Annotated in this window: 10 protein-coding genes; all 10 read right to left on the reverse strand. The window is 58.9% G+C overall.

The window, feature by feature from the left end; translation table 11 throughout:
* Positions 1-47: 47 nt before the first annotated feature.
* Positions 48-671: a UPF0262 family protein gene (locus M728_RS26700; protein WP_084044663.1), complete on the reverse strand. Its 624-nt coding sequence runs from the start codon at positions 669-671 to the stop codon at positions 48-50.
* A 124-nt stretch (positions 672-795) separates the two neighbouring features.
* The gene (locus M728_RS26705) at positions 796-2,430 is read right to left on the reverse strand and encodes an MFS transporter (RefSeq protein WP_051441037.1); all 1,635 of its coding nucleotides are present in this window, start codon (positions 2,428-2,430) and stop codon (positions 796-798) included.
* Positions 2,431-2,517: 87 nt separating this feature from the next.
* Positions 2,518-3,027 carry a UPF0262 family protein gene (locus M728_RS26710; protein WP_026622743.1) on the reverse strand — a complete coding sequence of 170 codons (510 nt, stop codon included), beginning with the start codon at positions 3,025-3,027 and terminating at the stop codon, positions 2,518-2,520.
* 854 nt (positions 3,028-3,881) lie between these two features.
* Positions 3,882-5,516 (reverse strand): MFS transporter, encoded by a 1,635-nt coding sequence (locus M728_RS26715; protein WP_026622746.1) that lies wholly within the window; start codon positions 5,514-5,516, stop codon positions 3,882-3,884.
* A 1,350-nt stretch (positions 5,517-6,866) separates the two neighbouring features.
* Entirely contained in the window at positions 6,867-7,835 is a 969-nt protein-coding gene (locus M728_RS26720) for an ornithine cyclodeaminase family protein (RefSeq protein ID WP_026622748.1), read from the reverse strand.
* Positions 7,836-7,859: 24 nt separating this feature from the next.
* Positions 7,860-8,699, reverse strand: a complete 840-nt coding sequence (gene proC / locus M728_RS26725; RefSeq protein WP_084044664.1) for a pyrroline-5-carboxylate reductase — start codon at positions 8,697-8,699, stop codon at positions 7,860-7,862.
* Positions 8,700-8,780: 81 nt separating this feature from the next.
* Positions 8,781-10,328 (reverse strand): AMP-binding protein, encoded by a 1,548-nt coding sequence (locus tag M728_RS26730; RefSeq protein WP_026622750.1) that lies wholly within the window; start codon positions 10,326-10,328, stop codon positions 8,781-8,783.
* Between the two features lie 6 nt (positions 10,329-10,334).
* Positions 10,335-11,105, reverse strand: coding sequence for an enoyl-CoA hydratase/isomerase family protein (locus tag M728_RS26735; protein WP_026622751.1), 771 nt, complete (start codon positions 11,103-11,105; stop codon positions 10,335-10,337).
* Positions 11,106-11,615: 510 nt separating this feature from the next.
* The gene (locus M728_RS26740) at positions 11,616-14,054 is read right to left on the reverse strand and encodes an FAD-dependent oxidoreductase (RefSeq protein ID WP_026622752.1); all 2,439 of its coding nucleotides are present in this window, start codon (positions 14,052-14,054) and stop codon (positions 11,616-11,618) included.
* A gap of 491 nt (positions 14,055-14,545) precedes the next feature.
* Positions 14,546-16,201: an electron transfer flavoprotein-ubiquinone oxidoreductase gene (locus tag M728_RS26745; RefSeq protein WP_026622753.1), complete on the reverse strand. Its 1,656-nt coding sequence runs from the start codon at positions 16,199-16,201 to the stop codon at positions 14,546-14,548.
* Positions 16,202-16,207 lie beyond the last annotated feature (6 nt).

Raw genomic sequence — 16,207 nt, forward strand, 5'->3', positions numbered from 1 at the left:
TCCTGAGCGGTGCCGAGCTCTGATGTGCCTGCATGCGAAGTTCTCCTTTACACAGCCGTCCACGTGGACGTGCGCCGAGGAGCCGTGATACCCTGACCCTCATTCTCAGGGATGCCGCATTCGTCTTCCGGAACTTGATTCGACGATTTGTCGGGCAACGGTTTTCCTTCGGCGCATACCAGCCGATCGCCGAAAGAGGCGTCTCGCATGAGCAGGACGTAAATCAGTGTGAACAGCCGACGGGCGGTGTTTTTATCGACGGCGGCCTTAGGTGCAAGCTGCCGTCTCAGCAGGTCTGCGGCGCCGTCGTGAAGCGCCCGGCGTCTCATGTCGATTGCTGCGAGCCTTTCGGGACTTGAGCATATTTTGGCGTCGTAATAGCCCTCGCAGATCAGGACGTAATTCTTGAATAGCCTGCGAAACGGGGCAAGCGACAAGTAATGGCTTATGACATGCGTTCCCTTCTCGGTGGAAATGCGCAGCGCCAAGCGTGCGTCTGCCAATGCGAGGTCGAGACGATAGGGGCCGCCTTCATGACCGATCGGAACGAAGGTGTTATCCTCAAGCAGATCGCAGAGGGCGACAGCGTGCTCCCGCTCGATGCGAGCGACGCTGCTGCCGAGCGAGCGATCAAGCGACACATCTGAAAGCCGGAACACGGCGGCGGTCATCGACGCCGCTCCAGTCTGCTCACAAGACTTCCGCGCGCCTTGCGGCGCCCATGTCGACTCTCCTGAAGAACGGGGTCTACGTTGAGGCAGGCGTTGAGCAGGTAACAAGCCATCAGTCAGATGCTCACTTGTGGAAAAAATGCGGTTCGGGCGGTCCGACCCTGCGCTCAGGCCCGGCGGGACGCTCAATCAGGATGGATGTCCGGGGCGGATGGGTCGCTGCACTCAAGTTCAGGAGTTCTTCGTCCAACTGCTTGTCGGCGGTCGTCAGCCGGTGGTGAAGGCGCTGGTAGTCCGTCCAGGTTGGAGTGCGGTATGTCTCTAGCCAGCGCGAGGGTTCGCGCACGTCGCGCGTAAGGGTCCATTGCCGGGCGCCGACACGGCTTTGCACATGCCGGCGTCTGCGCATGACGTTGAGAAAGAGATCGGCGTTGTCGTCCGAGATGGAATATTCGGTCGTGATCAGCATCGGGCCGCTTCTCGGCTTCAGATCGAGGGCAATTGCCGGAGCATCGAACGCACTGGACGGCTCGAGTTCCGATTCAGAACGATTGCTGATTGGCAGCTTTAACCCCAAGGCGGCAACGAACAGGGAAGCCCCGGCAGAAGCACCAAACGCCCAGGAGAGCGAGTGGTTCTCGGCGATCACACCCCAGATCCAGCTGCCGGCGGCGATGCCGACATATGTGAACGCGCTGTAGATCGAGATGGTACGTCCTACCACCCAGCGCGGGCTTGCCAGTTGAACATTCACGCCAAGTCCTGACCATGCAGTCACCCATCCGGCGCCGCCAAGGGCCAAGGAGGCCGTGGCAATGGCGAGGGATGAAGTAAGCGCAAGCGAGAACGCACATGCCGCGCAGGCAAGGACGAACATGCGTTCCTGGGTCAACGTTCGCATGAGGCGAGGGTTCGTGAGCCCGGCGACAAGCGCGCCGGCGCCGAAGCCGGCCATCAAGATGCCATAGGCGACCGGCCCAGCCTTCAACTGGTCGCGGGCAATCAGGAGCAGGAGTGCCAGGATCGACGTACTCCCTAGTCCGAACATGGTTCCGCGCGCGATCGTCGTCATGATTTCCGAGGATATCGCTGTGCAGCGCAGGCCATCGTAGATCGCGGTCATCAACGTTTCGCGGGGAAGGGTCGAACACGGGACCTTCCATTTGTTGCGCCACACGGAGCTTAGCGGCGCGACACAGCCGAGGGTCGTCAGCGCGAAAGTAACCAACGATCCGAAGGCGGCGACGATAAAACCGCCAAGCGCCGGACCGACACTGCGCACCGTGTTGAAGCCGACGTTCAGGAGAGTGACGGCCGATGGCAGATGGCGGCGCTCCAGCATATCGCCCAGCGAAGCGCGCCAGGCGGGATCCGCCAGCGCGATACCGCAGCCATCGAGAAAGCTGAAGGCAAGGATGATCCACGGATTGGTGACGCCGAGGGCCATCAGGACCACCAGCATGGCGGACGCGGCCATCATCAGGGTTCGACCGACGATCATGACCATGCGGCGGTTGTAGCTGTCGGCGATCGCGCCGACAAAGATCGCCAGGAAGAAGGTCGGTAAGGTCGAGGCGGCCTGAACCAGCGCCACCATCACGTCCGACGTGGCGAGCGTCGCCATCAGCCAACTGAGCGCCACCGTCTGCATCAACCAGCCGAGGCTCGAAAGTTGGGAGGCGAGGAAGGCTGGCCGGAAGATCGGGTTCTTCAGGGATGCCAGTAATCCTGTCTTGTCTTCTTCGGCCGCCGCGGTCATTGCATTAGTCGCTCTGTTTCGTACTTGTACAACCTATGAGACCGCCACCACATGGCAGGGGCCGCGGGTGGAGGTTCTTGCCAATCGTCATGCCAGCCTCCGGATTTGTCCGCCGTGCTCCCGACTCCGCATGAGCAGCACATGGATCAAGGTGAACAGCCGCCGCGCGGTATCGATGTCGATGGTGACCTTCGAGGAGAGACGGGCCTGCAACAGTTCGGCTGCTTCGTTGTGAATGGCGCGGCGACCCATATCGATGGCCTCGATTTTCTCGGGAGTTACGCTGCCGACCGCGTCGTGGAAGATATCGCATACGAGCGTGTAGTCCTTGAGCAACCGGCGAAACGGCGTCAGCGAAAGATGATGGCTGACGAGGTGTTTGCCTCCATCCAGGGAAATGGTCATCACCAGGCGGCGGTCGACCAAAGTCAGCTCAAGGCGATAGGGGCCACCGTCATGGCCGACGGGGGCGAAGGTATTCTCGTTCAAGAGGTCGAAGATCGCGATGGCCTGTTCCCGCTTAAAATTGGGATCGTCCTGAACATTCAAGGAGCCATCGAGCGAGACGGCGCAAAGCCGTGCGCCGGGTGAGGCTATAGAACCGGTTGCCGTCTTCACGTCGCGCCTCCATAATTCGGCGGCATGCGTGTGGAACGCGGTCGCGAAAGAGATGGCTGCCGCCGGGACATGCCCGACGACAGCCAAGCCGCCCTGGGAGGTTGGACGGCGGACACGCCGTTGCGAAGCGCTGCACGGTGGAAACGCGGAAAAATGGCTGCCGTCGAATTGCGTTCAACGGCAGCCAAATGACCCTGAGGTGGCAGGGAAAACAGTGCCACACTCAGGGTTGAACCATATCCAGGCGCGATGGGATGGCTGGCGATCATCGTGGTGCCGGCATCAACCAGCCGCGTTCGCATCCCGACAAAGGCGAAGTCGGCCTCCTGGTCCGTCCCAGCGGAGAGCGAGATCATGGGGTCCGTGCCCATGCTCGCGCGCCTCAGCCTGTCCGCTGAATCACAAGACATGGCTGCCGCCGGAACAAATCCGACGACAGCCAGACGGCCTTGGGAGGCTGGGGGAAAGAGAAATCGGCTCGAAATTCGTCTTCCCCGGATTCTACGAGGAAACCGACAATGGTCCTTGGTGCCGCGCATATGCTCCCGAACGTCAGCGCCGTCGCGGGCGGTGTCTTGGCGAAGTGCCACAAGCGTGGCCTGCCAGCCCCTGCCACCCGCACAATTGCAAGAAAAGGCGGCTGCCGTCGGGACCTGTTCGACGGCAGCCAAGTGACCCTGCGAGGCTGGAGTAAATGCGATGCGCAGGGCGCGAGGTTCTTCCGATCGACGCTGATGCAGGTCGATCATGGACGGTGCAGCAAAAGTGCTGACGTTGCACACATGGCGCAACCATTGCTGATGTTCGATCCTCTGTCTCATCTCCAGCGCACCTCAGGGACGCGAGACGCGCGTTATCGGCTGGCTGCGTGAGCGTGCCTGGGTTGTCGTGCGCTCGATGGCCAGCACGATCTGAGGAGCGTCAGCCCCATCGTGAAGGGCGGCAAGCCGCTCGCCGAGCTCCTGATCGGCCCCCGAGAGCCGATGGTTCAGACGAAGATAATCCGTCCACGTTGGCGTCCGGAACGTCTCCGTCCAAAGGGTGGAGGTCAGGAGGTTGCGCTGGAGCGTCCAGTTCCGTGCACCCGCCTGGCTCTGGATGCGCCGGCGCTTACGCATGCACGCGAGAAAGGCCTGGTGATTCTGATCGGCGATGACGTAGTCGATCTTTACGACGATAGGTCCGCTTCTCGGCTGCAAATCGAGTACGAGCGCCGGCGGTTCGAAGTCCGAGGCCTCTTGCTCGGCTTCGTCCCACAATTCGATCGGCAGCACGAAGGCAGCGGCGGCCACGATGACAAGGACCACCGCGGCCCCCTGGAAGGCCACGGTCAGGGAGTAGGTCTGGGCGATGGCACCCCATATCCAGCTGCCAGCCGCCATGCCGCCATAGGAGAGGGCGTAGTAGATCGACAGTGTCCGCCCGACGACCCAGCGCGGACTCGACAGCTGGATCGCAACGTCAACGCCGGTCCAGGTCAGCAGCCAGCCCGCGCCGCCGATGGCCAGCGAAAGGCCCGCAACCGGGATCGATGTCGTCAGGGGAAGCAGAAAACAACAGGCGGCACAGGCGACCGACGCAAGCGCGATCAGCCGGTCCTGAGGCACGATCCGGCGGAGGTGGCTGCTGCTGAGACCCGCGGTAAAGGCGCCAATGCCGAATGTCGCCAGCAGCGACCCGTAAACGATCGGCCCGCCCGTCAGATGATCGCGGACGATCAGCGGCAGCAGCGCGAGGATGGAAATGCTCGCCACGCCGAACAGGGTTCCGCGCACGATGGCCGCCCTGATTTCCGAGGACATCGCGGTAAAGCGCAACCCGTCGTGAATGGCGGTCGTGACGCGCTCGCGCGGCAGCGACGACGAGCGCACGTGCCATTTCGAGCGGGAGATGGCAGCAAGCGGCACCAGATCGCTCAGCGCCGCCAGGACGAAAGCGGCAAGGGGGCCGAAGAAGGCCAGAACTGCGCCGCCGATGGCAGGGCCGGTGCTTCGAACGACGTTGTAGACGACCGACATCAGTGTGACCGCCGCCGGAATGTCGCGCTTTTCCAGGATATCGCCGTGCCAGGCCGGATCGTTGAGGGCAAAGCCGCATCCGGCCAGGAACCCCAATCCGAGGATCAGCCATGGACTGACAAGGCCGAGTGCGACGGTGACCGCCAGCGTCAGGGACGCCAGGGCGATCAGGACGTGACCGGCGAGCATCACGCCCCGCCGGCTAAAACTGTCGGCAACGGCGCCGGCGAGGATCGACAGAAAGAAGGCGGGCAGTGTCGACGAGGCCTTCACCAGCGCAACCATCAGGTCGGAGGCCGAGATCGTCGCCATCAGCCAACTGATCGCCGTTGTTTGGATGAGCCATCCGAGGCTGGAGATCTGCGTCGCCGACCAGATCGCACGGAACGCCCGGTTCTGGAGAGGAGCCAGGGTGGTCGAAACGGCCGAATGCGGATCGTCACGCTGCATTTCTTTTGTCTCTCTCAAACTCCCAACGCGTCGCTGCGTCGCAGCAGGACATCGTCACTAGAATCTGCTCGCGCTTGACTACCACGTCCTGTCGGGCCTCGAGCGCTCGCGATGTAGCTGCTGGCTGGCGTTCCCAACGAGGCAGTTCGACACAGATCAGGCTCCCCACCATCCGGTGAGATTTCCCGGGTACCTCACGCCGTTCATTGGCCTCGTGGTTGCAAGCGTTGGAATAAGCGTGGCAGCTGTCGCGCGTTAAAAACTGAGAACCATGCCCAAGCCTTTGTTTTAACCCTCAACTTGATATCTCTTGGCGCGAGATATCTGCAGGTTGGCCCCTGCGGTGTGTCACAGGGGCCGGCGTTCCTTTATTCACTTATTAGGCATACCGGATGAGCTTCCAGGTAACAGCCTCGCCCTTGTAGGGAGGCATGCGGTTGCTCTTCGCGATAGGAGCGGTGGTTGTCGGCGAGCCAACGACTTCCCAGTCACCACTCTCGGGGCAAGTTTCACCTGTCCGGGCCGTCGTTCCAATGGGCTTCTTCATTTACATTCACTCCAGCGACTGTTGATCAAATTGCCTTTAGGAGTAAAATCCAATGCTCTCTGGACCCGGTAAGCTCCGCGAGGCGATTAGTCTGACGGTGTCGCGAGCCAACCAGACCAACCGAGAGGCAAGGCCGTTCACGCGGTCTCGCCTTTTTTCTTTTTGAGACAAAGTCCCGCTGTCAGCAGGCTGCAGTGTTCTCAGGCTTGATCGATTGGGCCCGTACAAAACGCGCGCCCTTTGTCGTCGATCGGTTAATACTTCCCTCCTTAATTCAAGCCGAGGAGAACGTTGCACCTACCCACGCATCCCCTCAGGAAACCGGCCTTAACCGATTAAAATGTCAGCATCCACACGTAACGATATAACATATCGCATAAGATAGCTTATGGAACTAGCATGCGGTTTCGCAAGTGTTGCTTTTTTGCTCCTAATGAATTTTTAGGCACTCGCCCAAAGATCCTCGTGAATGGTCATCTGGCTATTGCGTTCTCGCCTTACATCGTCTGTCGCCTCAATATCGGCCATTGGTCTTCGCGGCGGAAACGCATGACATGCAGCACCGGGCCAAAAACCTCGCGCTTGAGGTCGGAAAGCGTCGATCTCGATGATCGTAGGCGCGACGAAGGTGCCGCGTACGGCCACGCCGACCGTATTAACGCGGGTATCTTGCGACTTAGTGGCAAGTTCAACTTGTCTAAAACACTGCGCAATCTCATTTCTATCCCCATGCGCTTTGAACCTAAGTGCGCTTTCCGGCATCCCCTCGCGCTATCTACGCTCTTGGACGATCCCCGCGTCGATTAGCGCGGCATTCTTGTACCAATGTTTGCCCGGATAGCTCTGTTGTAGAGTTCGCTCGCGACAGCAAGATCCGCCAACGCAAAGCCAGGATAAATGAAGAGTACACGGTCTGACGCGTTGTCGCGGCCCGCGAAATCTCCACTAGCGAGTTCCGCCAAGTCTGCGTTAAATGGTCCGGAATACGCGAGCTTCGATCGGGTATCAGGATCCTCGGCCTGCGCTCTATCGTCGACGACGAAAGAGCTAAAACCGCTGAAACTTTCGGGTAGCCACGATCGCCCCATATCAATGGCAATCGCCAGGCTGCCGGGGTTCAGCTTCCGCGCATCGAGAAATGGCTGCATCCCTACGACGGTTGGCACGGTCGAAACAATCACGTCGCACTGAAGGACATCATCCGCATTGTCGGTCGATTGACCGGAGGCACCCTGAGCCGTGGCCCGCTCTGCGAGCGCGATTGCAGACTCAGCGCGGCGGTCGAAGCAAACGATCTTAGTCAGGCCAGGAAGCGCATCTCGTAGCGCCGCTAGATGCCCGTATGCCTGTGCTCCACATCCGATGAAACCCAGCGATGTGCTTCTTGGAGACGCGAGGTACTCTGACGCCAGCGCAGACATGGCTGCCGTTCTGATCACCGTCAGTCGGCTGGCATCCACGACGGCCAAGGGAAGACCCGTGTCAAAATCCCCGAGAACGATTAAGCCGTTGACGTTTGGCAGACCTCGCTGAGAGTTCGCTCCAACGACGCTAACCCACTTCACTGCAGCAAATGGTGGCTCCGCGCAAGCTGCGGACATCGTCTGAAAATAGCGATCAGGTGCGGCTCTCACGGTCTGCTTGGGCGGAATCCTAAGATCGCTTGAGGCGTAGGCCTTAAATGCTCTCCGAAGCACCGATCGGAGATCGGCAGGTGACATGTCCAAGTCATCTATGTCAGACGCATTCAGGTATAAAATGTCGTCAATCATTCAATCCTCCCCAATTTTCCGGCTTCATCGACCCTGCATTGGCACGCCGAGTTCCAAAGATCTGTCAAAGGCTGCCTTCGTGGTTCGCAGTATCAAAGAGGAAAGTGCGTTTTCAGCTGCGAGCACGGACAGGCCCGCTGCAGTAGTTCCGTTGGGGCTTGTCACCTGTCGTCGAAGTTCGGCGGGGTCCTCGGGGGAATCGAAAGCAAGCGCCGCAGCCCCATGAACGGTTTCCTTGGCCAATTTTCCTGCTATCTCCGCCGAAAGGCCGAGTTCGCGAGCGGCATCAGTCAGGCATTCGATGAGATAAAATATGTAAGCCGGCCCCGAGCCACTTATTGCCGTAGCCGCGTCGATCAGGCTTTCGTGTGCGACCTGGTGAACCGCTCCACCGGCCTCGAAGAGACATTTAACGTTCTCAAGGTCAGTTTGTCCTACGGCGCTGCCGGAAAATACGATTGTTGAGCCTTTCCCAATAGCAGTCGGCGTATTCGGCATCGCACGCACGATTCGAGCAGAATCGAGAAGCGATTTTAATGTCCCGACTGATACGCCCGCGGCAATGCTGACGAAGACAGTACCGCGTGAAAAGCGTCTGTAGGAAGGAAGCTCACTCTGCAGGGCTTGCGGCTTCAACGCGATGACAATGAGGTCGGCTTTAGCGGGTAGAGTTTCACAGCTCTCATGGGTGTTCACGCCTAACAATGCCGCTCGTTCGCGCAAAGCTGCGACCGGTTCGATGACGTGGACATTGCGAGAGTGAACAGTTGAGGAGTTCACCCAGCCTCGCAACAGTGCATATCCCATGTTGCCGCATCCAACGAGGACCAACGTATGAGATAATGTAGTTGATGCAGGGTTCATTTCGTCTCCTAATTCATCGGCGCGTTGTCCGTCGGACTTCGATTTCAGTTTGAAGGCAGAGATGCACACGCGAGTCTGAGATTATGCTCGAGCTGTTTCCTGCGTCGCCATACGATCCCAGCAGTCGTGCAGCTCTTTTGAAAGCAAATGCTTCATGATCCTTTGACTGGGGGTCCGCTCGAAGTCGTTCACGACGGCGATGTAACGGGGGTTTTGAAAGGAGGCGAGACGCTCAGCCAGCCACCGAGAGAGATGCTCAGGATCAATGGCTTTGCCGCTCTTGGCTTTCACAAACAGCTTGATGTCCTGCTCGCCGACGTCGGCAGCGACGCCGATCATCGCGCAGTCCTCCACGGCCGGATGACCTGCAGCGACGTGCTCCACCTCCCACGCGGATACATTCTCTCCTTTACATCGGACGCTGTCCGTCATCCGTCCGTGGAACCATAGGTTCCCGTGAGCGTCCAAAGTGCCTGCGTCACCTGTGCGAAGCGCACCGTTTACAAGTGCCTTTTCAGTGGCTTGCTGATTATCCAGATATCCTCTGAACAGCGCGCCATCGAGAGATGACCTCACAACGATCTCTCCTCGGTCGCCGTTAGCTACCGGATTGCCCGCATTGTCTTCGATGGTTACGGTATACCAGGGCATCGGCTTGCCCACCGAACCGACCACACCTTCAGTGTTGCAGGTGGTGATGCTCGACGCTTCCGTCATCCCATAGCATTCCCGGATCTCTACGCCGAAGCGGTCGCGGAATTTGGGCCAGACGTCCGTGGGGCAGCCACCTCCCCATGCTATCCGGACGGAATGTTGGCGGTCGAGCGGCGTCTCCGGCTGCTTCAGCAAGATCTGCAGAATGCCCCCAAGATAATGGATATGCGTTGCGCCCGAGCTCCTGACCTGGTCCCAGAAGCGGCTCGCGCTGAACCGGTCGACCATGGCTAATGTGACGTCTTCGATGATTGGCAAAACCAGGAGTTGGGCGCCGCCGATGTGGAAGAATGGCTCCCAAACGAAAAAGATATCTGCCGGCCCCATGGCGGTGAGTGTTCGCACCGCCTCACCTGCAAGCCGGAGCATTCCATGTGTAACGAGAACACCCTTTGGTCGCCCGGTCGTTCCGGAGGTATACATGACCGCGAAGAGGTCATGTGCTTCCGGAGCCGCATCAACGAAATCGGTTTCGTTCTGCAGGATTGCCTCGAACGATCGATGATCCTGATCGCCGTCGATTGTGACAATCGCTTCGGAGGGTATTGCCGAGCCGCAATCAGCAATCGTCGAAAGAAACTCCCGGTCGGATACGATGAGCTTGGGTTCGCTGTGTTCAAGGATGTAGCGAAGACCGTCGCCCTTCTGTTGCGCATTGATTGGCACCCAGACGGCCCCAGCCTTCGCAATCCCGAGAAGAACAGGCAGCGTCAGGCGCGAATTTCGCATCATCACCGCGACACGATCCCCCCGCTGGACGCCCTGATATCGTAGTTCAGAAGCAAGCGCGCCGGACTCGGCCTTTAGCGTGGCGAAGGTGATCGGCTCACCGTTGAAAAGAGCAAAGACCTGATCAGGGCTTTTGTCGGCTTTGGTGTTGAAGTCGGCTATGAAGCCCTTGAGATTGTCGATCATAGAACGTTACGCCTTCCTAGATGCCCGTTCGGCCAGGAATTTCTCCATCATCTGAGTGGTTTCGCCAGATGCGTAAGCCTCCCGGTGGATCCTGACCGCGGCATCCAGGCACTCGCGGAAACCGACCTCGGTCATTTCGCGCAGCCATTGCTTGTCGAGGCGCATGGCGACCGGCGGTTTGGCGCCCAGCTCACGCGCAAGCGAAAGCGAGGCCGTCAAGACCTCTTCCTGAGGAACAATCTTGTTGATGATTCCGATGGAATGGCACTCCGCGGCATCCATGAACCGGCCGCTAAGCGTCAGATCAGTGGTCCGGGCCAATCCAAGGATCTCGCGCATGATCCATGGTCCGGTCACGCTGGCGATTCCGGAGTTGATCTCGGGCTGACCCATATGGACTCCCGCATGGCCGATCCGGAAGTCGCAGAGAAGTGCAACCTGAAAGGCAGAACCGGCGGCGACACCGTTCAAGGCTGCGATGAGCGGCTTAGAAAGCGAACGAATGGCACCGTAGAGGCTCTCCCACTCGGCAATCCATGCCGAGCTCGTGTCGCCATCGAGCGACTTCGCTTCGTTCAGGTCCTGGCCGGCACAAAATGCCCGGTCCCCTGCCCCAGTTAGCACGATTGCACGAACGGAATGATCGTTCTCGAGCTTGACAAGGGCGTCAACTAACTGGCTGCGCATAGGCTTGTGCCAAGCATTCAGGATCTCGGGCCTGTTTAATGTAACGACAGCGACGTCACCATTTCTGTCGATGAGAATGTAGCGATCCATGATCGGCTTCTCCATCCGTATTGTATTGCAATATTGGATATCGCATAGTTATTAAATTGGTGAAGCAAGTCAAGCCCTTTTCGCGAGAAGCGCGCGAATCCAATCACCTCGGAACGCGGCGACCCGGGGGCGAACCAGGCCGGCGCTTGGTTGCTGCCAGTAGCGCTACGTGCAGTCGGTACCTGATATTGCTGCAGCACCACCCCGCTCAGCTGGCCAATCACTCCTGACGGAACGAGAGCTGCGCGAATGTGGGCGACTGCGGATTACAACCGAGGGGCTCACGGGCGACAAGGAGCACCGTGGTGACAAGAGGTCATTCAGAAGGTCCCCGAGGTGTAGTCCGGAACCCCTTTAGTCGCGACACCCCGATCAGGGTGTCGTTGGCTCCGCGGATCAAACGCTGCGCATCGTACACACAACAGATGCATGGGATGCCCTCTGCTTTGACAAGATCAATCGATAGCGCGGCCGCACGGGGACTATGGAGAAATCCGCGAGTGAGAGATGCTACATCTTCAGGCGATCGCCCGTAGGGTCGTAGAATGCCCTCAGGCTAGCATTCGCGGGTACCATCATGTCTGCGACTTGAATCTCGAACTTCGCACCCTCGATAAGGCTTTGATCTACACCATCCCCGTAATTTACATAGCCCATGCCGATCGCGCAGTTCAGCGAGAAGCTGTATCCAGCGGACGTTATGTGACCGACATTTGCGCCATTCATGAAGATTGGCTCGTTATGATAGATCAGCGGTTCGGGATCTTGCAGTGCAAACTGTACCAAACGCTTGTTAAGTCTCTTACCTTTCTCGGATGCCACGGCATCGCGACCGATGAAAGGAATTGCCTTGTCCATGGCACAAAGAAAACTTAAGCCTGCCTCTGCGGGGGTCTCATCTGGGCCGATGTCGTGTCCCCAGTGACGGTAGGCCTTTTCAAGTCGCAGGTAATTAAGCGCATTCATACCGGCGGGCCTGAGGCCGAATTCTTTACCCACCTCCAGCAAGAGCTCCAACGCGCCTGGCGCAAATTCATTGGGCAAGTAGATTTCCCAGCCCAATTCGCCCACGTAGGAAATGCGCACTGCGAGCGCGGTTGCCCAGCCAAAGTCTATTTCTTTGGCTGCTCCAAACGGAAACTGGTCGTTCGACAAATCGGCGTTGGTGAGCTTCGAGAGGACTTTTCGACTGTTGGGGCCCATTAGGCCGATAACAGCGTATCTATTGCTGACGTCCTCAAGTGCGACATCCGCGCCCCGAGCAACATGGTTCTTGAAGTAATGGGCATCGCGCACCGAAGTGGCGAGTGCGGTGACGACCAGGAAACGATCATCAGCCATTTTGGTGACAGTGAGGTCGGCCTCGATTCGTCCCTTCGGATTGAGCCATTGTGTGTAAGTTGCCCTGCCAGAGCGGCCAACATCGGCACAAGAGAGACGTTGCAGCTCACGCTCGGCATCTTTGCCAGTCACCATGAATTTCGCGAGAACGCTCTGGTCAAAGAAACCTACATTGTTTCGGACACTTTGGCACTCCTCCCTGCAGTACTCGAACCAGTTCTGGCGGCCATACGAGTACTCATCGACGGGCTTTACGCCCTTGGGCGCGTACCAGCTGGGTCGCTCGTATCCCGCCACTTCCCCGAAGCATGCCCCGAGCTCTTGCTCCTTATTATAGAAGGGCGATCGCTTGATGCCGCGCGACGTCTCGAACTGACGGTTGGGCCAGTGCATCTGAAAGATCAGGCCAAGAGTTTCTTCAACTCTGGGGACCAAGAACGACTTTTTGTTCTGAAACGGGAAAAGCCGCCGAATATCCACATCCCACAAGTCGAAAGGAGGCTCGCCGTCGACGATCCACTGAGCCAGCGCCCAGCCCGCTCCACCGCCCCACTGTATTCCGCTTGAATTGAAGCCGGCCGCCACATAGAAATTTTTCAGGTGGGGTGCTTCTCCCATTACGGGTTTGTGGTCGGCAGTGAAGCTCTCAGGACCGTTAAAAAACTTGCGGATCCCCACTGTTTGTAGACTCGGAACACGATGGAGCGCGCCTTCCAGGTAGGGCGCAAAATGATCGAAGTCTTCCGGCAGTTCGTCGAAGCAGAAATCTTCCGGGATACCATCTACCGCCCAAGGCTTCGCCCTGTGCTCAAACGCGCCGAACAGCAGCTTTCCGGTATCTTCCTTGAAATAGATTCCTCTCTCAGGATCCCGCATCATAGGTAGATCCGAGGTGACGCCTTCCATGGGCTCGGTAACGATGTAGAAATGCTCGCACGCTTGGAGCGGAATATCCACTCCGACCTGTTCACCAATCGAACGGGCCCACATACCGCCGCAATTGACCACGTATTCGCATGTGATGGTTCCCTGATCGGTTTCAACTCCCTTGACGTGGCCGTTCTCCGTTAGGATCCGGGTAACCTTCGTGTCTTCGAAAATCCGGGCTCCGCCGGCCCGAGCACCGCGCACAAGCGCCATGCTGACATCGGTGGGGTTGCATTTGCCATCATTCGGGTACCAAACCGCACCGATCACGTCGTCAACATTCAGAAGAGGCCACTTCTGCATGGCCTCGGCTGGGGTAATTACGTCGGCAACCACATCCAATGTCCGCTGGAGCGCTACGCGGCGAAGCATTTCCTCCCAACGTTCACTGGTGGTCGCAACCGATACACTGCCTGGCTGGACAAAACCTGTCGCCTGTCCGGTCTCGGCCTCCAAACTGCTATAGAGTTTGACCGAATGCTTCGCCAGCCGGGTCAGATTCGCGTTCGCGAGTGAGTCAACCACAATGCCGGCAGCGTGCCAGGTCGTGCCACTCGTCAGCTTCTTACGCTCGAGCAGGACGACGTCTCTCCACCCAAATTTTGTGAGGTGATATGCAACAGAGCAGCCGACGATGCCGCCGCCAACAATTACGACCCGTGCCTGTGATGGAAGTGCCATGTCTTACCTCAGAATCTTTCTTATTCACACGCAGGTCCGCGCATACGCCGACCACTGGTTCCGCCTATAGGAGCTACCAAGCGCGCCCCTCCCCATGCACCGCGCAGCCCTGAAGGCGCCAGGCCAGAGCTGCGATTCCCTCGCAAAGCACTATACCTTCGCGACGTATTGGATACAAATATTACGTATTGATATTTGCGCGAAGTGTCAAGCCCTAGTTCGGTATGTGCAACAGACTGAGCCGAAACAAAAGCTCGCCTCTAAGCACAATTTTCGTCTCGTTTGATGAACGAAAACCGTAGCTTACGGCATAGTTCAGTTTCACCCGTCCCACGCGACGGAAGCCAAAACTCACGAGTTTGGTCGTCGCAGAGCCGTTAACTCGTGGGAGACGTTTGGACGAACGCCAAGGAAATTGGTTTCCTTTTGCGCAGACAAAATTGTGCAGGTCGGCTGCTTGTCTGCCCGAGGTTGGTCTGAGGCTTCGAAGTTTACATATTCGGATAGACCGGCCCCTCGCCGCCCTGGGGCGGCACCCAGTTGATGTTCTGGTTGGGGTCCTTGATGTCGCAGGTCTTGCAGTGGACGCAGTTCTGCGCGTTGATCACGAAGACCTGGTTGCCGTCCTTCTCCACCCATTCATAGACGCCCGCCGGACAGTAGCGGGTCGAGGGTCCCGCATAGACGCCGAGTTCGGAGGATTTCTGCAGCGCCATGTCCTCGACCTTGAGGTGAACCGGCTGGTTTTCCTCGTGATTGGTGTTGGACAGGAACACCGAGGAAAGCCGGTCGAAGGTCAGCACGCCATCGGCCTTGGGATAATCGATCTTCTTGTGCTTGGAGGCGGGCTCCAGCGACTGCGCATCGATCATGCCGTGCTTCATTGTGCCGAAGAAGGAGAAGCCGAACAGCTGGTTGGTCCACATGTCCAACCCGCCAAGCGCGATGCCGAGGCCGGTGCCCAGCTTCGACCACAGCGGCTTGACGTTACGAACGCGCCTTAGGTCCTTGCCGATATCGGTCGCGCGCCAGGCGTTCTCGATCTCAACCGGTTCGTCATTGGCACGGCCGGCAGCGATGGCCGCAGCGATATTGTCGGCGGCCAGCATGCCCGACAGCACGGCGTTGTGGCTGCCCTTGATGCGCGGCACGTTGACGAAGCCGGCAGAACAGCCGATCAGCGCGCCGCCCGGGAACGACAGTTTTGGCACTGACTGATAGCCGCCTTCGGTGATGGCTCGGGCGCCGTAGGAGATACGCTTGCCACCCTCGAACGTGCCGCGGATCGCCGGATGGGTCTTGAAGCGCTGGAACTCCTCGAAAGGATAGAGCCACGGGTTCTTGTAGTTGAGATGCATCACGAAGCCGACGGCGACCTGATTGTCCTCGAGGTGATAGAGGAAGGATCCGCCGCCGGTCCTGCCATCGAGCGGCCAGCCGAAGGAATGCTGCACCAGCCCCGGCTTGTGGTTCTCGGGCCTAACCTGCCAGAGTTCCTTGATCCCGATGCCGAATTTCGGCACGTCGCGGCCGTCGTCGAGCTTGAACTGGCGGATCAACTGCTTGGCCAGCGAGCCGCGCACGCCTTCGCCGATCAGTGTATATTTCCCCAAGAGCTCCATGCCGCGGGCATAGCTGCCGCCCGGTTCGCCGTCCCGGCCGATGCCCATGTCGCCGGTGGCGACGCCACGCACCGCGACGTTCTCGTCATAGAGCACCTCCGTCGCAGCAAAGCCAGGATAGATCTCGACGCCGAGCTCTTCCGCCTTGGTGGCCAGCCAGCGACAGACATTGCCGAGCGAGACGATGTAGTTGCCGTGATTGTTCATCAAGGGCGGCATCATGATGTTCGGCAGACGAACCGAACCGGCAGGACCGAGCAGCAGGAAGTGGTCGTCCGTCACTTCGGTCTTGAACGGATGACCTTCCTCCTCGCGCCAGCCGGGCAGCAGCTTGTCGATGCCGACGGGATCAACGACCGCGCCCGACAGGATATGCGCGCCGACTTCCGCACCCTTTTCCAGCACCACCACGGTGAGATCCGGGTTGACCTGCTTGAGCCGGATCGCGGCCGACAGACCCGCCGGCCCCGCGCCTACGATCACGACGTCAAATTCCATGATCTCGCGTTCTGGCTTTCCGGCCATGCCCAC

Origin of the sequence: Ensifer sp. WSM1721, assembly GCF_000513895.2 — a bacterium.
In the GTDB taxonomy this organism is placed as follows: domain Bacteria; phylum Pseudomonadota; class Alphaproteobacteria; order Rhizobiales; family Rhizobiaceae; genus Sinorhizobium.